The organism is Dysgonomonas sp. GY617 (assembly GCF_015233815.1).
Classification (GTDB): Bacteria; Bacteroidota; Bacteroidia; order Bacteroidales; family Dysgonomonadaceae; genus Dysgonomonas_A.
Map to the genome: position 1 here is coordinate 410,261 of NZ_JADCLR010000021.1, position 22,299 is coordinate 432,559.

Annotated in this window: 17 protein-coding genes; 3 read left to right on the plus strand and 14 right to left on the minus strand. The window is 36.7% G+C overall.

Annotated features, from left to right (window positions below):
• Positions 1 to 54: 54 nt before the first annotated feature.
• Both IR022_RS11780 and IR022_RS11785 read right to left on the minus strand, forming a co-directional pair.
• The gene (locus IR022_RS11780; RefSeq protein ID WP_194203839.1) at positions 55 to 366 is read right to left on the minus strand and encodes a hypothetical protein; all 312 of its coding nucleotides are present in this window, start codon (positions 364 to 366) and stop codon (positions 55 to 57) included.
• Between the two features lie 148 nt (positions 367 to 514).
• Positions 515 to 760 carry a hypothetical protein gene (locus IR022_RS11785; protein WP_050709194.1) on the minus strand — a complete coding sequence of 82 codons (246 nt, stop codon included), beginning with the start codon at positions 758 to 760 and terminating at the stop codon, positions 515 to 517.
• A gap of 112 nt (positions 761 to 872) precedes the next feature.
• Between IR022_RS11785 and IR022_RS11790 the strand changes: the two genes are divergently transcribed.
• Positions 873 to 1,298: a hypothetical protein gene (locus IR022_RS11790; protein WP_050709155.1), complete on the plus strand. Its 426-nt coding sequence runs from the start codon at positions 873 to 875 to the stop codon at positions 1,296 to 1,298.
• Positions 1,299 to 1,397: 99 nt separating this feature from the next.
• Here the strand turns inward: IR022_RS11790 and IR022_RS11795 are convergent, their stop codons facing one another.
• From IR022_RS11795 to IR022_RS11810, 4 genes are all read right to left on the minus strand, one after another.
• On the minus strand, positions 1,398 to 2,459 hold the full coding sequence (locus tag IR022_RS11795) for a tyrosine-protein phosphatase (protein WP_050709156.1): 1,062 nt from the start codon (positions 2,457 to 2,459) through the stop codon (positions 1,398 to 1,400).
• Positions 2,460 to 2,675: 216 nt separating this feature from the next.
• The gene (locus IR022_RS11800; protein ID WP_194203840.1) at positions 2,676 to 5,336 is read right to left on the minus strand and encodes a transglutaminase-like domain-containing protein; all 2,661 of its coding nucleotides are present in this window, start codon (positions 5,334 to 5,336) and stop codon (positions 2,676 to 2,678) included.
• A 134-nt stretch (positions 5,337 to 5,470) separates the two neighbouring features.
• Positions 5,471 to 6,484: an FKBP-type peptidyl-prolyl cis-trans isomerase gene (locus IR022_RS11805; protein WP_050709158.1), complete on the minus strand. Its 1,014-nt coding sequence runs from the start codon at positions 6,482 to 6,484 to the stop codon at positions 5,471 to 5,473.
• Positions 6,485 to 6,734: 250 nt separating this feature from the next.
• Positions 6,735 to 7,781, minus strand: coding sequence for a bifunctional transcriptional activator/DNA repair enzyme AdaA (locus IR022_RS11810; protein WP_050709195.1), 1,047 nt, complete (start codon positions 7,779 to 7,781; stop codon positions 6,735 to 6,737).
• Positions 7,782 to 8,283: 502 nt separating this feature from the next.
• Between IR022_RS11810 and IR022_RS11815 the strand changes: the two genes are divergently transcribed.
• Positions 8,284 to 10,116 carry a DEAD/DEAH box helicase gene (locus tag IR022_RS11815; protein WP_050709159.1) on the plus strand — a complete coding sequence of 611 codons (1,833 nt, stop codon included), beginning with the start codon at positions 8,284 to 8,286 and terminating at the stop codon, positions 10,114 to 10,116.
• Between the two features lie 182 nt (positions 10,117 to 10,298).
• Here the strand turns inward: IR022_RS11815 and IR022_RS11820 are convergent, their stop codons facing one another.
• From IR022_RS11820 to IR022_RS11860, 8 genes are all read right to left on the minus strand, one after another.
• On the minus strand, positions 10,299 to 10,982 hold the full coding sequence (locus IR022_RS11820; RefSeq protein WP_050709160.1) for a helix-hairpin-helix domain-containing protein: 684 nt from the start codon (positions 10,980 to 10,982) through the stop codon (positions 10,299 to 10,301).
• Between the two features lie 63 nt (positions 10,983 to 11,045).
• Positions 11,046 to 11,630 (minus strand): non-canonical purine NTP diphosphatase, encoded by a 585-nt coding sequence (locus IR022_RS11825; RefSeq protein WP_194203841.1) that lies wholly within the window; start codon positions 11,628 to 11,630, stop codon positions 11,046 to 11,048.
• Positions 11,630 to 12,688, minus strand: a complete 1,059-nt coding sequence (gene gldN, locus IR022_RS11830; protein ID WP_194203842.1) for a gliding motility protein GldN — start codon at positions 12,686 to 12,688, stop codon at positions 11,630 to 11,632. The genes IR022_RS11825 and gldN overlap by 1 nt, the downstream gene beginning before the upstream one ends.
• 114 nt (positions 12,689 to 12,802) lie before the next feature.
• Complete coding sequence (gldM, locus tag IR022_RS11835) at positions 12,803 to 14,341, minus strand: gliding motility protein GldM (RefSeq protein WP_194203843.1); 1,539 nt, start codon at positions 14,339 to 14,341, stop codon at positions 12,803 to 12,805.
• 137 nt (positions 14,342 to 14,478) lie between these two features.
• Positions 14,479 to 15,651: a gliding motility protein GldL gene (gene gldL, locus IR022_RS20040; RefSeq protein WP_242053227.1), complete on the minus strand. Its 1,173-nt coding sequence runs from the start codon at positions 15,649 to 15,651 to the stop codon at positions 14,479 to 14,481.
• Between the two features lie 105 nt (positions 15,652 to 15,756).
• Positions 15,757 to 17,181: an SUMF1/EgtB/PvdO family nonheme iron enzyme gene (locus tag IR022_RS11850; RefSeq protein ID WP_050709196.1), complete on the minus strand. Its 1,425-nt coding sequence runs from the start codon at positions 17,179 to 17,181 to the stop codon at positions 15,757 to 15,759.
• Positions 17,182 to 17,245: 64 nt separating this feature from the next.
• The gene (locus IR022_RS11855; RefSeq protein WP_194203844.1) at positions 17,246 to 18,190 is read right to left on the minus strand and encodes a type IX secretion system membrane protein PorP/SprF; all 945 of its coding nucleotides are present in this window, start codon (positions 18,188 to 18,190) and stop codon (positions 17,246 to 17,248) included.
• Between the two features lie 149 nt (positions 18,191 to 18,339).
• The gene (locus IR022_RS11860; protein ID WP_194203845.1) at positions 18,340 to 20,196 is read right to left on the minus strand and encodes a 4-hydroxy-3-methylbut-2-en-1-yl diphosphate synthase; all 1,857 of its coding nucleotides are present in this window, start codon (positions 20,194 to 20,196) and stop codon (positions 18,340 to 18,342) included.
• Positions 20,197 to 20,582: 386 nt separating this feature from the next.
• On the opposite strand from IR022_RS11860, the gene IR022_RS11865 reads away from it, so the two are divergent.
• Positions 20,583 to 22,247: a mechanosensitive ion channel family protein gene (locus IR022_RS11865; protein WP_194203846.1), complete on the plus strand. Its 1,665-nt coding sequence runs from the start codon at positions 20,583 to 20,585 to the stop codon at positions 22,245 to 22,247.
• The last annotated feature ends 52 nt before the right edge of the window (positions 22,248 to 22,299 follow it).

Consider the following 22,299-nt stretch of genomic DNA (forward strand, 5'->3'; position numbering starts at 1 on the left):
GGGTAGCTTTTCTTGTCATTAATTGATATATAAATAAAAAGTAGTAGTCGAAAATTATATGAGATCTAATTCTCTAAGTAGATCTGAGAATATTTTTATCATTTTTTTGTCAGAGTATCCCGGTTGAGGAACCAAAAGAATCCTATAAACATCGTAGTCCGAAGAATACCGTGTAAAATCAGAATCAACCTTTACTATACCCGTTGACTCTATACTATCAATCACATCATAATCAGGCTTAAAAAATAATTCACAAGGGATAGGGTAGCCTTTTGCTGCACATCGGTGATCGAATGAGATAAAGGTCTTAGATGAGTCTACAATAGTAGATGCCTCATTGTATATGATTTGAATTTGAGATCTCATAAAATAGTAGTTTTGTGTTTTAAGGATATTCCTTTAGTAATTTTTATCCTATATAGAGTGTTGAATATCATGTAAATAGTGAGCCATCTTATTGTACTTAAGTATAGCTATAGTATGTCTCTCAAATTTTAAAATGGATAGGTTAATCTCATTTCTCTGAATCTTTTATTTCCCAGATTTTATGGAGGTCATTTATATTGTACTTGTTGAATATAAATTCGATCCCCTCTTTAATATGAGCAGGAATATTTATGTAACAAGCTCTTTTTCGGTAGTAGTCTTGTTTTGAACATCCTAAAAAATCAATAATCTCACCTTGAATCTTACTATAATCAGATTTTGATAGCAGTTCGAGTCCTGGAGTAAAAGAGTAGTATTTCTTTTCTATTGCCATAATATTCACGAATTTGGTTACTTTTGTAACATGTAAAGTTAATGATAATGCAAATTTAGGAAAATTACCACCAATAATCAAATAAAGTGAAAATTTTACGAAAAATAATTTTATGACATTTGGAGAAAGACTAAATTCTTTGATAATTGCTTTGGAAGCGAAAAATATAACATCTTTTGAGGATCGGGTAGGAGTCTCAAGAAAGATCTTTTCGAAAGTAATTAAAGAAGGAACTGATACAGGTTGTAAAAATGTACTTAAAATATGGGAAAATTTTCCGAATGTAAATTTGCATTGGCTACTTACAGGTAGTGGTGATATGTTTATTGATGTATCGGATGCAACTAAGCCTTATCCTGAGAATGTGGCTACTCATTCGGTTGTTGCAGAAAGTGATTCTTCTGATTATTTTAGAGAAGAATATATCAAAGAATTGAAAAATCACATTAGTTCTCTTCAATCTGAAAATAAAGATAAGCAGAGTATTATTGAAATGTTTAGAAATGGAGAGATTATCATGGCTCCCAGAGATAAATAATAAATTCGATTATCTTTCTATACTTCTATTTGTGTTGAATATCAATTGCTTGTAGTTATTGTTGAACAGAAAAATTACAAAAAGGTATCGTACTACACCTTACTTATAGAGTAATATGGCTCTTAATTTTTCTTTCTTAGCCTCTGTCAATCTAAGTTCTTGCTCCATATATTTATCTACAGAACCACTCTTATTCTCCATACACGATATTGCATATCTTAAGTAAGATATATCGGCTTTGCACACCACAGTAGCAGCTTCTTGCATTTGTTCGGGTAAGTATCTGGCTTCACCCATCACCATTTGTTCGCTGATATATAGATTCGACAATAGGTAATCATCTTCGTTCGCATCGTTAGGTATACCCAAAGCTCTTAGCAAAAAATAGCTGGCAAGCCCTGTACGGTCTTTTCCTAAGAACCCATGATAAAGTATAGGGTAATTGTTTTTATCGCTAAGAACCTCAAAGAAACGTGCATATTCTTCCGAATACTTTTCTATCATAGTTCTATACATATCTTGAGTAAAGAGAATGGCATCTCCTCTGTAAAAGGTTCCATCCAGAATCTTATCTCTTATATAAGCTCTGTTACCCGAAGCTATGGGAAAATGAATCATATTGGGAGCAGTATATAAATCGGGCGAATTTTCATACTCCCCAATATCTCTAAAATCTATAATCGTTTTTATACCCAGAGATTCAATAATCTTGTAGTCCTTGTTTGTAATTTCAGCTAAATCTCCTGATCGGAATATTTTACCCCATCTAACTTGCTGCTTCTCGTTAGTAAAATATCCACCCAAATCACGCAGATTCTGCATATTATCCATTCTAAAGACGTGATTAGAGATAATACCCGAAAATGTTTTATTTACTTTTAGACGGAAGAATTTTCTTGTTAATGAGTCTTGTACAGGTATATGTGCTACATAATCGCTAACCATAGTTTCCATCACAGGAGGCTCCGAAAATACAGAATCGTTGTCCGACATGTATATCTTGATCTTATCTTCCGGTGAAGTTGGCGATACCTCCCACTTTAAAACATAGTTACCTGCCCTATCCCTATCGCAATAGTAATAGATATCAGGATGTTTGGTACATCCTGTGGTAATTAGCAGGGAGCTAAATATAAAAAATGAGGTTATATCTTTAATCATGCTTCTGTTTACTAACTCTAGGGTCTCAGACCCGTTTTATTCTCTATCCAAGGGTAAAAGCGACTATCAGCTAGTTTCTGAAAGGCGGCATTTCATACTTTCCGTTATCTACTAGGATGCCAATTTATTAAAAAATAGAGAAGGATGAAAGCTTAATGACCTTCATCCTTCTTATTTTATGATTATTTAAAACAACGCTGTGCTTTTCTATAAATCTTATGGATTTTTAGTGGCTGCTTCAGCATTTATTGTTTTCAATATATTCTCAGGAATGCCAATTTGATAGCCTTCGGAAGAATATAAAATACCTCCTATGTCGGATAAATAAATTGTTAAAGGGAAATTGTTCGAAAACTCTATTTGTAAGGCATTTGTTGTAGCATTTAACAATCCACGATTGTTATCAACGCCCCAAACCGATTGGTTGGGTAAATTCTTGAATACCGATGCATCAAAAGCTTTACTAACCTTATCATCGGGTACAATGAAGAGTATTCCTCCGCCCCATTCGTTCAATTCAGCTTGTTGATTAGGAATGTCTTGAAGAACGTGCTTGGTTGGTTCTTTATCGGGGTCTGCAAAACAGATGATAATACCTTTACCATTAGCTATGTCTTTCAGAGATGTTTCGGTTCCGTTTGCAAGCGTTATGCGGCTGTTCATGTCTACAATACCTTGTACCTGAATGCGACCTTCTGTTTTTGGCAAAACTATGTCTAATGCTTTTGTTTCACCTTCATTCAATGAGAAGTATTTAGTTTCTACTGTAACCGATCCGTCATTGGCACGGCTACCTACTATTAAGCGATAATATCCTGCGTCGATAGTAACTTGTCCCGGAAGAGTTTTAAGAGCTGCATCACCTTCAAAATCGAGTGTTACAAAATCTCCGTCTACAAATTTGGCTATTGTATAATGGGTAGAATAAGCAGGTTTAACGATGTTAGACGCTGCATTATTAAATATTATTGTCCCTTTTGGATATTGTGTTTCAGAGTCGTCATTTAAGTTTACATTGATCCATTCTCCGTTAGTATAATATTGAGGACGTGATGTTGCTGATTCTATACGGGCAGCAATACCTTCTGCACGGCAGATAGCCACAAATAATGCATTGCGTGAGTCTTTGTCAGCACGACCTAGTTCAACAGCCCCTTTAGGAGAAATAGGGCATTTGTAATAGTTCTGAATATCATCAAGAGTAACATTGCTGTTAATGTAATTGATAATTTGGTCGATAGTAGCTCTTTCTTCTTTAGAATATTGAGCATCCATTTTTAATTTTAAGAAAACTCTCCAAGGTCTTATTAGTTCTCTTGATATGCGTGGTGAAAATACCGAACCTGCTACCATATCCTGAGGTATAGTTGGCTCAAAGCCTCCTTTTTCTCCAAAGCTCAAGTGGTTTATAAGGTATTTGTAAGGGGTATCGCGTAAATCTTTTGCTGTAAGCGAAGCCAGATAGGGGAACAAATAAGTACTGTTCTTTTCTTGTTGCATGAAATCTTTCACATCGCGCCAGTTACCTTGCGACATTTCCAGATATTTCCATGTATCATCTGCATTTAAACCATTGTCAGCAGCAAATTTACGAGCATCTACTTCGTTTATGAAAGTTTTCATGTAAGCGTTTCTCACTGAATCCTCATAAGCAAGGCGGATAGCATTGGCTGCTATTTTTTCAGAAGAAAGTTCTTTTATTTTTTGAGGAACAGGAGGATTCATCACGAATGTTTCTTCATAAGTTTTGCCTGCTGTTTTATCTAGTACAATTGTTAATTCGGGGCTGTTAGCTTCCGATTTTACATAACCGTAATTAGTTCCGTCGGTTGCCCATACAAATACATCTCCCTTTCCGGTGATAACCGATGCTTTACCATCGGCTGTTGTTTTAGATGAGGTTATCGGGTAAAATTCTGCATAGTTATATACATTAAACTTAACAGTTGCATTTTCTACCGCTTTGCCATTCTTGTTAACTACTTTTACTGTAGCTGTGCGGGTATCTGTATAATTAGATAAAAGGTTGATGATAGAATAAAGGTCTGTTTGAAGATTTTTTTCTTCTTTCCCATTATATACTCCAAATACATTGGTATGTACCATCATGGCTCTTTTGGCAGGTCCGCTAAACCATCCTACATTCAATTCGGGTTCGGGTTCGCAAGCACCCAGATAGTTCCACTTACCATCTATCCATACTTCTACCCAAGCGTGATTATCATCGGTATGTGCCCAACGTGGGGTATAACATTGGCGGGCAGGAATACCTACCGAACGCATTGCCATGGTAGTGAAAGTAGATTCTTCACCACAACGTCCCCATGCTGTGCGTACCAGAGCGAGTGGGGCAGAGGTGCGTCCGTCTGTTGCACGATAGTTTACTTTCTCGTGACACCAGTGGTTTACTTCCAAGGCAGCTTGCTCCATAGTCATGCCTTTAACTCTATCTTTTAGCTCATCGAAGAATACTTCACGAGCGTTATCTAAATCTTCGTTGTTTACTCGGTATACCAATACAAAGTGGCGAAATACGTCTTCGGGTATAGTTTTACCCCAATCGAAATAATCGCGAGCTTTAAATGCTGTGCGTACCTGATTTAAGTAAAACTCGCCATCGTAATCAGCCAGATCCGATAATGGCATATATGCATATAAAAACTCGAGAGCTTCTTTTTCCTGAGAAGTGAGTTTTTGATTGAATACATCAAATAAAGCCTGATTGCGGCTTGCAGCTAATTTCTTTCTTGCTAAAAACTGTTTGTGTACTTGCTGAGAATACGCAGGGTCGGATGTTTTATCATTTGTTGTTTGACTAAATGATGAACAGACCAATGCAAAGCTTAAAGCAAGTGCACTAAAAATTCTTTTCTTCATGAGTATCTATATTGAGATGAATAAGTTAACTTTTCGGATTCTATAGAGAGTCTATTTAAGAATCACTTTCATTTATTGGCAAAGGGTGTATAATTATACACCCCTTACTAAAGCTATAAAAAAGGTCTGAGACCTTATTTTTCTATACCAAGAAGTTCTACTTCAAATATCAGATTCGAGTATGCAGGTATAGGTCCTCCATCTCTGTCTCCGTAAGCAAGGTCGTAAGGAATATAAAGCATCCATTTAGAACCTACAGGCATCATTTGTAGAGCTTGGGTCCATCCCGGAATTACTTGTGTAACACCAAATGTGATAGGTTCGCCACGATCTACACTGCTGTCGAATACTGTTCCGTCAGTTAAAGTTCCGTGATAGTGTACTTTAACTTTGTCTTCGGCAGTAGGAATAGCTCCTGTACCTTGTGTGATTACTTTATATTGAAGTCCATCAGGCAGAGTTACAACACCATCTTTGGTTGAGTTTTCAGCCATAAATTTCTCTCCTGCTGCAATTTTTTCTGCGTTTACTTGTTTCTTTTCTTCTTGCTCTTTTTGTTGTAGAGCATTTATTCTGTTTTGAACCATTTCGTTGCTATTAGCAATAAGTATAGGTTCTTTTTTAATAGCATTTGTTAAACCTAGCAGAATTGCTTGTTTATTTAGTTCTACCGATTCGTCATTACCCAATACTTGTTTCGAAAATTCGGCAGTCATTCTATTTAGTTGATCACCAACTTCCAGACCTTTGCCATATGCGAAGTTTTGTTCTGCTGCTTGAAGACGTTCTCCGATACCTTTAAGAAGCATTTCTATGTTTTGAGTATTGCTAACAAGAGCAGAATCTAATTTAGAACTCAATTCGTTATTTAACCTTACTTTTTCTTCAGGAGTAGCAGCATTAGCTATCAAGGCATTGTACTTTGAGCTTATTGCTGTAGTATCAGTTATTACGTTCAATTGTACCAGATATTGTTCAAGACCTTGCTCGGCAAGGCTTACTCCATAAGCATATAAAATAGAGTCGTTTGCTGTTTGTAAAGAAACCGGGTTTATTTGTTTAACCGCTTCTTTTTTGTTTTTTTTCGCATACACTACAGAAGTGCTTATAGATGCTAGTAGTAAAGCTGATAGAAAGATCTTTTTCATTTTGAATGATTGAGTAAAGTATAACTATTTATTGTTAAATTATTTAATTATAATGTGCTTCGCCGAATGTAGAGACGAACCATTTTTAATTTAGAAAATAAAAATAGATATTTTTTATCAACTATTCTATTTATTAGTTCAAAATAAGGTATTCTTAAGATTGTAAAGCTCTTTTGTTATGTAGATAAATCTTATAGGCACATAATATTATTGCATGCCTATAAATATAATGATGAATGTTTTTATTCTCTTATTGGGGCGACGAGCTTTTAGTCTCCAAATCCAATAACCTTTTCTTGCGCCACAAGCCTCCTCCATATCCTGTTAGAGAGCCATCTGTACCTATTACTCTATGACAGGGGATAATGATAGAAATCTTATTCATACCATTTGCATTAGCAACAGCTCTTACAGCTGCGGGTTTGCCAATGGCTTGTGCTTGTTGCTGGTAAGATACTGTACTTGCATAAGGTATTTTCATAAGCATTTGCCAAACCTCTTTCTGAAAGTCGGTTCCTACTGGATCAAGAGGAATGGTAAACTCTTTTAGGTTTCCTTCAAAATATTTGGCTAACTCTTCTTTCAGTAATTCAAAATGTTGGTTGTGTCCTTGTACGATAGTTGCATTTAAAGATTTTGCCAAATGTTTTAGTTCTGTTTCTAGCATTTTCCGGTCGGTAAATTCTAGGAGACAGATGCCCTTATCGGTGGCACAAGCAACCATTGTTCCCAATGGAGTCTCAATTCGCATTATATCAACAATACTTTGACTCTTACTTTTTGAAGGAGATACTCCAAATACTTTTTTGAAAGACTCATTAAATCCGCTTAGCGACTCGTACCCTGAATCGAAAGCTGTATCTGTAACACTTGTTCCGGTTTGGAATTTTTTAAATGCTGTATTTAGTTTATGCAACCTTTGATAAGCATGGAAAGTAATCTGATGATTTTTCTGAAACCATCGACGAATGGTACTTGGTTCTATTCCCATCTGTCTCAAATCATAATCCTTTAGTTTGATGGATGGATTTTTATCAAGCATTTCCATAATCTCATTTATGTATTCGGGGGTGTCTCCTAAGTTTTCCATCGGGTGGCATACTTTGCAAGGTCTGTATCCTTTTAAGATGGCGTCTTTGGTTGTAGCAAAGAATTCTACATTTTCTTGTTTAGGTTTACGGGCGGTGCAAGTAGGTCGGCAAAATATTCCGGTTGTCTTTACTCCGACAATAAATATTCCTTCGAAAGATTTATCTTTCTCGATTAGAGCTTTATAGTATATATTATCATTGTTCATTGTTGCTATTTTTTCTTGTTCAAAAATATAATTAGAAAATGAAGCAGGCAACCGAAAAATTGACAACTATTTTTCAGTCGCAGATCTTTTTATTGATCTGGTAGTTATAGCATGGGTGATTATATGTCATTATAAAGAATATCATTTTTCATCCTATAACTTATTTTAGGAGTCTGTATACGATTATATATCAAAGTTATGCGTAAATCAAAATAAATTACTACCTTTGCAGCGTTTTAGACGAATAAAGATTCTTTCAATTTACTACAAAGAGAATCGTAAAACAAAATTATCTATCACAAAGATAACAGGGCTAAGGGTCTATATTCCGTTAAGAACGTAATTGAAGGAAAATTTAAACTTGTGAGAGTGGATGGCTTTCCTGATAGGAATATGAATTAAAACATGGGGATCAATTATTTCTCTCTTTTCTTAGTCGTATGTAAAATGGTGGCAGAGGACAGAATAATTGCTTCCACAGCAAATTTTCTAAAAATATTTAATGAAGACATTTGAAGAATTAGGTGTTGCTCCGGAAATCCGTAGAGCGATCGAAGAAATGGGTTATGAAAGTCCAATGCCCGTACAAGAGGAAGTGATTCCTTATTTATTGGACGAGGTTAGAGATGTTATAGCATTGGCGCAAACAGGAACAGGTAAAACAGCCGCTTTTGGGCTTCCTCTCCTACAAAAAGTAGATGTAAAGAAAAATGTACCACAAGCATTGATATTAGCTCCTACTCGTGAACTTTGTTTGCAGATAGCGGGTGATCTTGCTGATTATTCTAAATATATTGACAACTTGAGAGTACTTCCTGTATATGGAGGTTCAAGTATTGACAGCCAAATTAAGACATTGAGACGTGGCGTACAAGTTATTGTTGCGACTCCGGGTCGTCTTATCGACTTGATTAACAGAAGAACTGTTGATCTTGAAAACATCAAATATGTAGTATTGGATGAGGCTGACGAAATGTTGAATATGGGATTCACCGAAAGTATCGACGAGATTCTTTCTAAAGTTCCGGACACTCGTTCTATGTTGCTTTTCTCGGCTACTATGCCTAATGAAATTGCAAAAATTACGAAAAAATACATGCGCGAACCTAAAGATATTACGATTGGTCGTAAGAACGAAGGTTCGGTCAATGTAAAGCATATGTATTACATGGTACATGCGAAAGATAAATATCTTGCATTGAAACGTATTGCCGATTATAATCCAAGTATATATGGTATCGTTTTCTGTCGTACTCGTCGCGAGACTCAAGAAATTGCAGACAAATTGATCCAAGACGGTTATAGTGCAGATTCATTACACGGAGATCTTTCTCAATCACAACGTGATTATGTAATGCAAAAATTCCGTATGCATAACATCCAATTATTGATTGCAACAGACGTTGCAGCTCGTGGTTTGGATGTGGATAGCTTGACTCACGTAATCAATTATGGTTTACCTGACGATATCGAATCTTATAACCACCGTAGTGGTCGTACAGGTCGTGCCGGAAAAACAGGTATATCGATTGCGATTGCACACGTAAAAGAAAAAGGAAAAATTCGTGAGATCGAAAAAATAATGAACAAGAAGTTTGAAGCAGCTACAGTTCCTTCGGGAGATGAGATCTGCGAAAAACAATTGTTAAGCTTTGCTGATAAGATCGAAAAAGTAAAAGTAAACGAGGACGAAATTGCTCGCCTTTTACCTTCAATATATCGTCGTTTAGAATGGCTTGAAAAAGAAGATATTATCAAACGTGTTGTTTCAATGGAATTTAATCGTTTGATCGATTATTACCGTGAAGCAGACGAAATAGAAGCTCCATCTGACAGATATAACAGTCGTGATGATAGAGGTATGTCTCGCAATAGCAGAAGAGGAGAAGATCGTTTCGAATCAAGAGGCAATGGCGGATCTCGTTCAGCTGAAAAAGGATATGCTCGTTTATTCATCAATTTAGGACGCATGGATAATGCTAATCCTGCAACATTGATGGGCTTGATTAACGATTTTGTTCCTGGAAAAGTTAGAATCGGTCGTATCGATTTACTTCCAAACTTCTCATTCTTTGAAGTACCAGAAGGTGATGCTCAACGAGTAATCAGCGGATTGAAAGGCCAAGAGCAAAACGGACGCCGTATTTCGGTAGAAGAGGCTCAAGGTGGTGCTCCAGCAGAACGTCGTGAAGGTAGCAGAAGACCTTCTTTCGGTGGCAGTGGCGGAGACAGAGCTCCGAAGAGACGCGAAGGTGGTAACCCTTCTTATGGAAGTGGTGGTGATGCAGGTAAAAGAGAACATCGTAAAGGTGGTCGCAAACCTAAATTTTCGTAACTAGAAAATAGAAATCATATATAAAAACAGGTTGTCATGTAAATGGCAACCTGTTTTGTTTTGATGCAAATTATATATCATTCTTAGTGAACATAGGGGATAAATTGTTGTATCCTATGTTTTTATTTTAGTCTTAAACGCAGAGATCTTAATAACTTTTAGAGAGAAGAGATAAAATCTCTTTAGTCGAAACTTAAATAAGCAGATAATCGTTCGATATCTCTAGAACTGAAATTTTCGTTGTCAGATAAAGCTGAGATATCTTTAATCTTATTGACTTTTCTTAAGTCGATAATCGTTTGTATCTGTTTTTCTTCAAAGTAGGGGTGACTGATAAGCTGCTCTTCCGGAATTTTGTTTATCCGGATCAGTTTATGTTTCTTTTGCATTACTAAGTAAGGTAATACCTTGCTGAATTTGTTAATTGTAAAGCCTTTTATCTCGTATAATTGCTCAAGAGAAGTAAATCCTCCCAAGGAGTTGCGATATTCGATTATACGCTCTGCAAATGTATTTCCTATTGTGGGGATTCGCATAAGGGTGGTTGCAGATGCTGAGTTAATATCTATAGTTTGACCTAGCTCTAGTTTCTGTTTATTAGTTTTTGGAGACTTTGTGGGAGTGTGCATTCTATTTTCATCTGATCTTTCCTCTTCAATAGCTGGAATCCGCTCCATATCATTTTCGAATTGTACAAAATCCTTTTGCATTTCTTCGTTCTGATCTTGGTAGACGGCATCAGTAAAAGTAAGTTTATTCATGTATATAAAAATACCTCCACTAATAACTATCAAATTTAAAAGGAGTATAATGGCAATTCTGTCGCCTTTCGAAAAATAAAAGAAATCCTTCTTCCATTTCCACATACAAGTTTGTGTTAGGTAGTAAATTGGTTGCTATCCTTAATAGATAACAAAAGGTCTGAGACTTTATTTTCTCAGAAATAAAACCAATTGTTCTACGGCTTTAGCTCTATGGCTTATTGTGTTTTTATCTTCAAGGGTTAATTCTGCAAAAGTTTTATCGTATCCGTTGGCTTGAAAAACAGGGTCATATCCAAAACCGGATGTTCCTTTTGGTGATGTTGTAATGACTCCTTCTATTGTACCCTCGAAAAGATAACGCTTTCCATCTAAAATGAGAGCAATTACGGTTCTGAATCGTGCCTTCCGATTGTCCTTACCTTCTAATTCTTTTAGTAGTTTCGCTACATTATCTTCTGAGCTTTTGTGTTCCCCGGCATACCTTGCAGAATATACCCCCGGAGCATTATCCAAAGCTTCTACTTCTAAGCCTGTATCATCAGCAAAACAGTTTTTGTGATAAGTATTCCACAAATAGTCAGCCTTTATCATGGCATTTTCTTCCAATGTATCGCCTGTTTCTGGAACATCGGTATCGTCGCCAAGATCTTTTAGACTTAATATATCGTAGTACTTGCCTAGTTTGGCTCTTACCTCTTCGAGTTTATGCTCGTTATTTGTCGAAAATATAAGTGTCTTTATTCTTTTCATTAGTTTCTCTTTCTGTTTCTCATACTACGTGAAGGAGCCGATTGAGATTTGGCCTCTTTTTGAACAGTTGCTCGGGTAGTACTTGTTGTGCTGTTGGCTGTTGGAGCATTCTTTATGCTTGGTCCTTTACCTTTGTTATTAGCTTGAATGGCTGCATTATTTGCTGCAATAGAATCATTATACACCCAAAGATTTGCATTGAACTCTTTTAACTGAGCTTCGATTTTCTTTTGTGCTTCTTTTCTTTTTGCTTCATCCGGATATTGCTGAGCCAAAGTTAGATCACGCACATTAGTAGTTTTCTCGATAGTCCCATCAAATAGGTGTTTGATGAAGTAATCGTTGATAGTCATGGTTGTTGCATTATTCAGACTCGATAGCATGATAGGCATACGTGATGTATAGGGTCTTATGTTTTCATAAGGAATCCAGAACATCGGATAACGACTTCTATCAACACCAAAATCATCTTGTCTGACAATTACAGGGCATATAGCCAGTGTTTTTATATCTACAATAGAATTATTTTTGTCGAAATACCAAGCTTCTTTTACATAATAACCCAATACTTCGTTGCTAGGCACATCTACATTTTCCACAAGATACTTTCCGTTTTCTTGTTGATGCATTATTTCGAAACGTTCTAATACATCTTTAAAAGTTTCCCTATTTTCTTCATCGAAAACTTCAGTACCATATGGTTGATATTTATAGACAGAGATGTCTCCATCTTGAAGGTGTCTGAATATCAAAGTAAATAGATTGGTACGCTCTCCAATAGGTGTTACAGGATAATAAAGAGTTGCATTTTTTTCTTTTTCTAAGTCGATAAATCGATAAATCTCACGTATCCAAGGAGCATTATCTATCTCCTGAGTTTGCGATTCGTTCATTATTTGGGCTCTGACAGTCAATGGAGGTTTCCCTGAATTGTTCTGCTGATTTTGTCGCTTGGCAATACGCTCACGCAACGACGACTCCTGCTCTTGTGCAGAAAGTGTCTGAGTGATTAGCAAACCACATAGCCCTATAGTAATTGTTAGAAATAATCTTTTCATATATTTTTGTTCTAATCGAATTCCTGTCTTTAAGGTCTGCGACCTTCTTGTATAAATAAAATTTCGCTAATTCTGGTTATTATATCCAGCCGAAACAATAAAAGGTTTGCAACTTTAGTTAATCCTTACCTCAATAGCTGTGAGGTCTCTTTCTACACCGTCTTTTCCTCTTACTTTTACCTCAGTTATAAAAAAGGTTTTTCCTCTCGCCAATTGTCTGATCTGAGTTTTTTGTCTTTCAGAGAAATTACTTCCATCAGATACTTCGCGGACAGCATTTCCCATGGCGTCAATAAGTACAGTAGTAAATTTCAATACAGCAAATTGTCTATCCAATAATCCGTCATCAATAGATGCTTTTACTCCGGTAGCATTTACGATAACCGATTTAGAGATTCTACCTCCTTTATATCTTTTCATGTTTCCATCAGCATCGGCATATTCTATGTACGGAGTAGGGTCGGGTAGGAGACGTACTCTGAATTCCTGATCGCTTACAAAAGTAGCTCCGTTAAATACTGATATTTTCATATTGGTTCCCGCTTTTGCAGGTTTAGCAATCCAGTTCTGTCCCGATTTAGTAATCGCTCCGTTAGTTGCAGTAACACGTAGCTGATCGTTCGACATACCCGGAACGGATATCGTGAGCTTATTATCTTCTCCCTGATACAATACATTCGCCTCGGCTACTTGTATAGTAGTCATACGTGGTACAACGTGGTATTCGCTTTTAAACGGACGGGTAATAACCTCTCCATCGGGTGTACTGAGCGTAACCATCCCTGAGAATACTTTATTGATACCAACGCCTCCTGCTCCAATTTTAAATTCACCATTCGCATTAATCGAGGGTAAACTGAATGTTGGACGTTTCGTAGTATCTATTGCGGTAAGTACTACACGACCTTCGTATGTTCCTCCCTCCATTATAAACTCTGATTTGGGAACAACTTCTGCTTGTAAACTATTTACACGAAAATCTTTTGCTCCTATCTGATTATAAAGGTCAGCTAATACTTCGCCTTGTGTGGCACGTATATCGCTTTGTATTTTAGTTAGCATAGTAACTGTAACTGAAGTAGGCATTTGTTCGAATAATGCTTCTTCCCAGTTTTTATTGTCCAGATTACCCCTTTTCGGATTATCTGTGTTAAGTCTGCTTTTTATAATATCTTTTCTGGATGTTCCAGTGATTAGATTGATAGCTTGTTCACGATATAGATCTATTGATGATTTTAGCTTTTTAGCCTCATTATCTATACCTACCAGCATGATATCGGTTGAGGCATCAATATTTTCTCGGTTGATTATATTATTCAAATCCCCTTTTTCTCCGTCAGCTTTTTTTACAATACGGGTCTTTAAGTCTTGAATATGGTTATATAATAGATCTGATTGTTGTGAAAATTGAGCAGCAGGAAGATACCATTGTTCTGCTTTTACGGGATTCTGGTTGTTTATATCTGTGAGGCTATTAAAAACGAGTTGGTTTTGAGCCTCCGAACTTTTTATAGTTTGGTTCAATCCTTCGTCTACCATGTCGAAGCCATCAAGTACCTCTTCGGGTAAGTTGATAGCAAGCATAGCGATAAAAACCAGATACATCAGGTTTATCATTTTTTGTCTTGGAGACCTTGGATTAGTTGAAGCCATATAATATTGTTATAGAACGAATATTCTTTGTTGTGTGAAATATAAATAAGGTCTTAGACCTTTTTATTGCTTTGTTTTGCTCTGATTACCTGAGATAATCAAAGCCATAAAATGTTGAAATAATGTTGTTGACATTATCAAGGTTGAGGATCGTTACCTATTGTATTAGGATTAAAGCCTCCGCCCATATTCATGTTACTAGTCATAGCTTGCAGCAAACGTGCATATACCTTGTTCAGTTCGGTAAGTTGCTGAGCCATTTTTTCTGTTTCGTTTTTAAATATAGAGCTATCTACAAGCGATCCTCCGTATAATTTTTTGATACGGTCTAAGCCTGCATTAATCTCTTCGATTGTATGAATCTGACCACTTACTCCCTTCAACTGTATTTCGTATATAGTATTTAATCCCGAAATATTACGATTGAGAGTTTCCATTTGAGTAACATATCCTTGAGTATTTGTTCCGATGCCATCCGAATTATCTATAATGGTTTGGAATGAACCTAACAGAGACTCAGATATTTTACCCAACGACTCGGTTACTTGTGCAAACTTAGCCATGTTATCAGACATGTGAGACATTTGATCAACATACTTTGCAGAAGCTTCCACAACATTGGCTCCATCAAGAACCACAGCCCCACCAGTAACTATTGTACCGCCGGATACTGATCCTCCGCCCGTGCTTGAACCTGCTGGTGCATATTGATTTCCTCCGGATGCGTTTGAAGAAGTTCCCGAAGAAACAGTACCGCCACCACCTATTATAGTTGTGCCGCCACCTGAGTTTCCTCCTCCATAGTTATTATTTCCACCACTATTTCCACCGCCACTATTACCACTTTGAGGCATATTGTTGTTACCGGTGTTATTGTTGTTATTATTATTAACAGAATTACCCGAGTTTACAGCATTACTTCTGCCACTATTGTTAGTAGAGCCTCCGTTGCCTCCTTGTTGTGAAGGTGTAGATGTTTGTTGTATAGCTGGTCCACTTTGTTGTTGTATTTGTGCTCTTTCGGCTTTTGGGATAAAACCCTCTTCATCCACCAAAGCAGGATACACTTCTTCCCATTTGTATTCCTTAGCAGGTTTTTCGAATGCCGACAATAAGAATACAATAGCCTCGGTTATCATACCGAACATAAGCATCTGATTACCGAAAGGAAGGTGAAGAATCTTGAACATCGCACCCAGAATAACGATAGCAGCACCTACACTATAAACGACATTGAAGAAGCGTTTACCGTTGTTACTGTCTAAATATTTTTCAAGAAAGTTTTTATATCGTCTGTACTTTTTACCCATGGTTGTACTGTTTTTAAGCAAAAGAAAGTATTTAGTTATGTATTTAAATTATAACAGTTTATTTCTGTTATAGTTGATCAAGTAATAAACAGGTATGAAACCTTATTATCTTTTTGATCTGGCAAATCCTATTTGAGTTCTCACACAGCGGAATCCGATGTAGGAACGAGGCTGATTCTGAAATTCAGAATCTCTCATATCACCACGAATAAACCTACCTACATCTTTCCATGAACCTCCTTTTATAACCTTTTTCTTAGCGGCATAAGGGTCTTCTATGGCTGCGTTGTATCTATATTGAGGATTAAGATCATTCATTACTTTACTTCCGGCTTCGTTGTAAGTTGTAGATGTCCATTCAGAGACATTTCCAGCCATATCGTACAAACCAAATGCATTGGGTGAATAGCTACCCACACGAGAGGTTATAAGATTACCGTCTTTAGTATAATTACCTTCTCCCGGTTTGAAGTTGGCCATAAAGCATCCTTTTTCGGATTGAGTACTTTCGGAATCCCAAGGATACTTGTTTTCTGATTTTCCACTTCTGGCAGCAAATTCCCATTCGCCTTCGGTTGGTAGTCTATAAGGTTCTATACTACGTCCTCTGGTTCCCATTCCCATTTTAAAGAACATGGTTCTCCATTCGCAAAATGCTGTAGCTTGCTCCCAAGTTACACCTACTACCGGATAGTCATTATAACCCGAATGAGAGAAATACATACGCATATAAGGCTCGTTATACGCATTGTTAAAATCGTTCACCCAAACAGTTGTATCGGGGTAAATGTTAACGATTTTGGTATTTAGGAAATCGAATAACGAACTAAGGGGACGGTTGATTGTCATATTAACAGGTTTTCCGTTTTCATCAAGAAAAGCAGTATCCTTAGAAATCATAATCATTTCGTTAGGATCGACCTGTATATCAGTATTCAAAACACGTTGAGCAGGGTTTAATCTATTGCGGCGTTTTGCAGCTTCTGTATGATCAAACCATTCGTATCTGAAATTAAATTGTTCGGGATCAAGACCTCTTTCTCCTGTGATAGGATTTACTTCGGTCAAACTCAATATCGCACGTTCTTCGTCTTCATTAGGACGTTTAGGGATTGGTCTTTTCCAATTGAGGTATGGCTTTACAGGGTCTCCATAACGATCTTCTGTAATTTTGTAAGTTTCATCACCTCCGAATGCAGGGTCAGCCAAACGTTCGCGAAGAATGGAGTCACGTACCCAATATACAAACTGACGGTATTCGGAGTTCGTTATCTCTGTGTCGTCCATCCAGAAAGCATCAACCGATACTCCTTTGGCGTTGGCAGTTATACCCCATAAAGAGTCACTGTCGGCAGGTCCCATAGCAATAGAACCACGTGAAACCAGAACCATTCCATAAGGACTGGATTCTGCCCATGATGAACTTCCGATGCCTACCAGTTCACCTCCTACGCTTCCCGCACCTCCCGGTTTCCCGCAAGAGGTCGTAAGCATCAGGACGGCGATAGATGCAAAAAGTAAATTCTTCATATAATTTATTGAGAGTCCGGATCTCTTTGTCATAAAAGTCTTGTTTCTGTATTAGTTATAATCACTAAAGTATTCTCACACTTTTGTGACTGTTTTGTCCACTTTTTGTAAGTTTGATAGGCATGGCATAACGGACAAAAAACTCATGACTTCCTCCACTGGCTTTCGCTATATCGGAATTTGAAAGGTCATAAGCATATCCTGCATCTATACCAAAGATATTTATTCCCAGCAAAAATACAAAACCATCGTCTTTTCTCCAAGTTACGCCTCCGTTAAACATCTTATTGTACACAACTCTTGCTGTTACATCGTATTTTACAACCACATTATCGGTTTTTACCAATACCGAAGGTTGCAGTTCATACATCGGATTGCGTAATCTTATATTATATCCTGCTGTAAAATAGTATATTCTAGCGATGGATGTCGAGCCACCTTCATCAATTTCAAAACTAGGTTCGGTGATATGTGTTGACGACACTCCTATATAATACTTGGGTGCCACCCACGCCAGTCCGATGTTGCCATCAAAAACCTTTGTCTGCTCTGTAGCCGAAGGTATATCTCCCATCTCGCCTTTTTGACCCTCAGGAATACGTATTCCTGAGGCATCAAAGCCAATACTTGTAAATCCTACTTGTACACCTACATTAAGGACATTTTTCTTCCAACGTTTTTTATATACGTACTGTCCGCCTACCGATGCATTCTTAAATAGACCGACCGATTCTGTCATTGCCAATATTCCTACACCATGCTTCCGTCCTAAAAAATTGATTGGCATATCTGCCGACATTATAAATGTTTTGGGAGCGTGTTCTACTCCTACCCATTGCTGACGGTGCATAAGGGTTGCTTGTATCGAATCTTTTTCGGCGGCAAAGGCAGGATTAAAAAAAGTTTTAACTTTCCAATATTGACTTACTTGTCCGTCCCATTGAGCTTTTAGATCCAAAGAGAAGCAAAAACTAATAAGTAACGCCAGTAAGATATAACCAAATTTCATCAATACCTTTTATAAATCAAATATTTAGCTCGGCAAAAGTACATTTATTATTTAGTATGCCCCAAAAATATGAATAAATCTTAATTCTTTTTCACAATATGGGTGTTAAATAACCACATATAATAAAACACAAATTAAAAATAATTTACTTAAGCCTCGGTTTCTTCGGGTTCTACCCAGTCTCCATGAGATTTGATCAGTTCTACTAATCTTTCTACAGCTTGCTCCGAAGGAATATTTTTCTCTATAAGATCTTGTCTTTTATAGAGTGATATTTTTCCTTTTTCAGCACCTACATATCCATAATCGGCATCAGCCATTTCACCGGGACCATTAACAATACAGCCCATTACTCCAATCTTTAGGTGTTTGAGGTGAGAGGTCGACTCCTTTACTCGTGCAACAGTAGATTGCAGATCAAATAATGTACGTCCACAACTAGGGCATGAGATATATTCGGTTTTGGTTGTACGAACACGTGCTGCTTGCAATACTCCGAAAGTATAGGCGTCGATGTTTTTCTGAGGAATAGATCCTACATTTTCTATCATAGCACCATTTCCAAATCCATCAAGAAGTATAGCTCCAAAGTCAATACCTGCTTTTATCTGTATATCTTCTTCTTGATTTTCGTTGTATTTGCGATTGAGTACTATGGGTGTTTTACAATCGTTATTCATCAAAGTATGGATGAATGCACGTTGTTCTCCCACTCCATTTTTATGGTCTGTGGTTATAATAACAACAATACTTTGATCTGCCTTCAAGATAGATATAACCTCGTCCGATAAATCGGGGTAACCTAGTTGAAGAAATTTAATTGCTGCCTTATTATCTTTTATTTTATTGAAATTATCTCTATTGAATAGAGGATAAGTATTCTTTTCTTCTTTCCAACCATCAACATCTATAATTACAGAAATAGATCTTGGAGCTTCGGCTGGCAACTCTTTACCTACATATATATAATCGGGTAAGAAATGAACATTAAACTCGAAATTGCCATTCGATCTATTCGAAATCATAATAGGTAGTTTATCTCCTCCTATATTTTCAACACTATAAGTTTTACGTTTTAAAGTAGAGAATGGTGAGAAATCAGGATTAACAGTTGCTTTTATTTCGGGATGATTGGCACGTTCTAAAACATAATTCACCATCTTTTTTGCAACGGGAACTTCAAATTCGGGGTCTTCACTTAATGATACACGTACCGTATCACCTATGCCGTCCGAAAGTAATGCGCCAATACCAACAGCCGATTTTATACGTCCGTCTTCACCGTCTCCAGCCTCAGTTACTCCTAAGTGTAGAGGGAAAGCCAAACCTTCTTCGTTCATTTTCTGTACTAATAGGCGCACCGCTTTAGTCATCACAATGGTATTGGATGCTTTCATCGATATAGCTATATCAGTAAAATTCTGTTCGAGGCAGATACGAAGAAATTCCATGCACGACTCTACCATACCTTCGGGAGTATCTCCGTAGCGTGTTAGAATACGATCTGATAATGAACCGTGATTCACACCAATGCGAACAGCTGTGTTGTGTTCCTTGCAAATGTTGAGGAATGAGGTTAATTTAGTTCGTATCTTTTCTATTTCGATAGCATACTCTTCGTCGGTAAATTCTTTACCTTCAAAAACTTTTGCTCCATCTACAAAATTACCGGGATTGATACGTACTTTTTCTACGTGTTTTGCTGCAGCTTCCGCTGCACGGGGGTTAAAGTGAATATCTGCAATAAGGGGAGTATTGTATCCTCTTTTGCGGATTTCGTCTTTTATGTTTTTTAGATTTTCGGCTTCGCGGACTCCTTGAGCCGTTAGGCGTACATAATCTGCTCCTGCTTCAATGATGCGAATGGTTTGTTCTACACTATTTTCAGTATCATTGGTGTTGGTGCTTGTCATCGATTGTATTCTGATCGGATTATCGCCACCCAGAGGGGTATTCCCTATTTTTGCTATAGACGATACACGTCTTTTATAATTGAAAAAATCCATTTGAAGTTTTAATTAGTTGAATTAAACTTTAACAAAGGTAGATATTTTTTGTTCTCTCTATTTTATATCTGATGCTAAATAAATGATTCTCTTTTTCTAAAACACTATTGCATACTCTATTGTTGTATATTACAGTGATAAATATATCAAAAATAGTAATAAAGAAACCGTATATATGAATAAACCTTATTTATTGATGCTATTAGGTTGATTCTTATTTGTCTAGATTTTCAGTTTAAAGAGTGTAGCGAGGTTCTTTAATGCTCCGAATTTCTAGGTATCCGAATTTAATTATATTTGTATGCTAAGTATTGGCTAATCTTTATTCAGATTATGCGATTTACTGAGTAGAATAACAAAACTTTGTCCTTTATATTTTACAAAATATGCATAAAAGATATTCAATCTCGTACCGCTTAGTCTTTTTGCTGGCATTGATCGTATGCGGAACCTCTGTATTTGCTCAAAAAAAGAATACCAATAAGAAAAAAGCTGTTGAAGTAGTTACCATAGATACTATTCAGATAGCCAAATTGTTTCCGAGAAAAGCTCCGGTAGTGCCTTTCCGCGATACTATATTCTATATATATGGTAGCATGGGATCTTTTACTTCAGAACAAAGAGCCAATGCAATAAGTGAAAGAATAAGAGCCTTATATGACGATCCTCGTTTTGATGACGATTCTATAAAGTTGATAGATATTGATGATAATATCAAGCTTGTATATAAAAATGAGTTGATTGTTAGTGTAGATACTTTGCAGGCTGCATTGGGAGAGAAAACAAAAATAGCACTGGCACAATCCTTTAGAGAGAAGATTATAGCATCTATTCATAAACATCAGGAGGAAAATAGTTTAAGGCGGATTGCTATTCAAGCAGGATGGGTAGCATTAATATTGCTGGTAATGTTTTTCCTGCTAAGAGGTATTTTCTTTGTATATCGTAGGGCTAAAATATTTATAAGGCTGCAAAGAGGAAAACGGATAAAGGGAATCTTTGGGCTTATAGATGCTGATAGGGAGGTACATCTCTTTATCTTTTTGCTTAAACTTCTACGGTTCGTTTTGATAATTATGTCTCTTTATTTGGGTATTTGGGCATTGTTCAAAGTATTTCCTAATACAACAGATCTTTCGGATCGATTATTGGACTATGTTCTTTCTCCTTTAAAATCTATAGCTCGTAGTGTGATCGATTATTTACCGGAGTTCTTTACAATTCTGGTGATTATGGTTATATTTATGTATATCCGTAAATCTTTCCGCTTTGTTGCCCAACAAATTAGTACTGGTAAGATAACTATCAAGGGCTTTTATCCCGATTGGGCTACTCCTACATATAATATCCTGAATGTGATATTGTATATCTTTATGTTTATACTCATATTCCCTTATTTACCAAAGTCTGATTCTACAGTTTTTCAAGGAGTATCGGTATTTGCGGGTATTATGCTTTCGCTTGGGTCAACCTCTATAATAGGAAATCTTGTTGCCGGATTGGTTATAACGTATATGCGTCCTTTCAAAATAGGAGATCGTATTAAGATGGACGATTGCTTGGGGGATGTTGTCGAAAAAACTGCACTTGTAACACGGGTAAGAACTCTCAAGAATGAGATTATAACAATACCCAATTCGAATGTGATGAACACTAAGACCCTTAACTATTCGGCTTCTGCACGTGAATATGGTTTGATTTTATATATACATGTAACAGTTGGCTACGAAGTTCCATGGGAGCAAGTGCAAGAACTGCTTTTAACGGCTGCCTCGAATACTGATAATCTGATGAAAAAGCAGAAACCTTTTATATTACAAACTTCATTGGATGAATTCAATATAGAGTATCAGTTGAATGTATATACAAAAGAGGCTGGAAAGATGAGTGCAATATATTCTGATTTACGAAAACATGTGCAAGATGCATTTAGAGAAGCAGGTATAAATCTTGTTTCGCCTCATTATATTATAAATCAGAATTTTGATGGGGATAAAAATCAGACGGAAAATGTAGTTGAACCTACCCCTTCTAAGCCTTCAGATAAGTAATGGAAACTATTCTGTTAGACTTATCACTGTAATAAGTCGTAAAGCACAGACT

What these genes read in the sequence shown, in the direction of transcription:
- IR022_RS11780 (WP_194203839.1), bottom strand. Translation starts at nt 366, where the DNA reads ATGAGATCTCAAATTCAAATCATATACAATGAGGCATCTACTATTGTA.
- IR022_RS11785 (WP_050709194.1), bottom strand. Translation starts at nt 760, where the DNA reads ATGGCAATAGAAAAGAAATACTACTCTTTTACTCCAGGACTCGAACTG.
- IR022_RS11790 (WP_050709155.1), top strand. Translation starts at nt 873, where the DNA reads ATGACATTTGGAGAAAGACTAAATTCTTTGATAATTGCTTTGGAAGCG.
- IR022_RS11795 (WP_050709156.1), bottom strand. Translation starts at nt 2,459, where the DNA reads ATGATTAAAGATATAACCTCATTTTTTATATTTAGCTCCCTGCTAATT.
- IR022_RS11800 (WP_194203840.1), bottom strand. Translation starts at nt 5,336, where the DNA reads ATGAAGAAAAGAATTTTTAGTGCACTTGCTTTAAGCTTTGCATTGGTC.
- IR022_RS11805 (WP_050709158.1), bottom strand. Translation starts at nt 6,484, where the DNA reads ATGAAAAAGATCTTTCTATCAGCTTTACTACTAGCATCTATAAGCACT.
- IR022_RS11810 (WP_050709195.1), bottom strand. Translation starts at nt 7,781, where the DNA reads ATGAACAATGATAATATATACTATAAAGCTCTAATCGAGAAAGATAAA.
- IR022_RS11815 (WP_050709159.1), top strand. Translation starts at nt 8,284, where the DNA reads ATGAAGACATTTGAAGAATTAGGTGTTGCTCCGGAAATCCGTAGAGCG.
- IR022_RS11820 (WP_050709160.1), bottom strand. Translation starts at nt 10,982, where the DNA reads ATGTGGAAATGGAAGAAGGATTTCTTTTATTTTTCGAAAGGCGACAGA.
- IR022_RS11825 (WP_194203841.1), bottom strand. Translation starts at nt 11,630, where the DNA reads ATGAAAAGAATAAAGACACTTATATTTTCGACAAATAACGAGCATAAA.
- gldN (WP_194203842.1), bottom strand. Translation starts at nt 12,688, where the DNA reads ATGAAAAGATTATTTCTAACAATTACTATAGGGCTATGTGGTTTGCTA.
- gldM (WP_194203843.1), bottom strand. Translation starts at nt 14,341, where the DNA reads ATGGCTTCAACTAATCCAAGGTCTCCAAGACAAAAAATGATAAACCTG.
- gldL (WP_242053227.1), bottom strand. Translation starts at nt 15,651, where the DNA reads ATGGGTAAAAAGTACAGACGATATAAAAACTTTCTTGAAAAATATTTA.
- IR022_RS11850 (WP_050709196.1), bottom strand. Translation starts at nt 17,181, where the DNA reads ATGAAGAATTTACTTTTTGCATCTATCGCCGTCCTGATGCTTACGACC.
- IR022_RS11855 (WP_194203844.1), bottom strand. Translation starts at nt 18,190, where the DNA reads ATGAAATTTGGTTATATCTTACTGGCGTTACTTATTAGTTTTTGCTTC.
- IR022_RS11860 (WP_194203845.1), bottom strand. Translation starts at nt 20,196, where the DNA reads ATGGATTTTTTCAATTATAAAAGACGTGTATCGTCTATAGCAAAAATA.
- IR022_RS11865 (WP_194203846.1), top strand. Translation starts at nt 20,583, where the DNA reads ATGCATAAAAGATATTCAATCTCGTACCGCTTAGTCTTTTTGCTGGCA.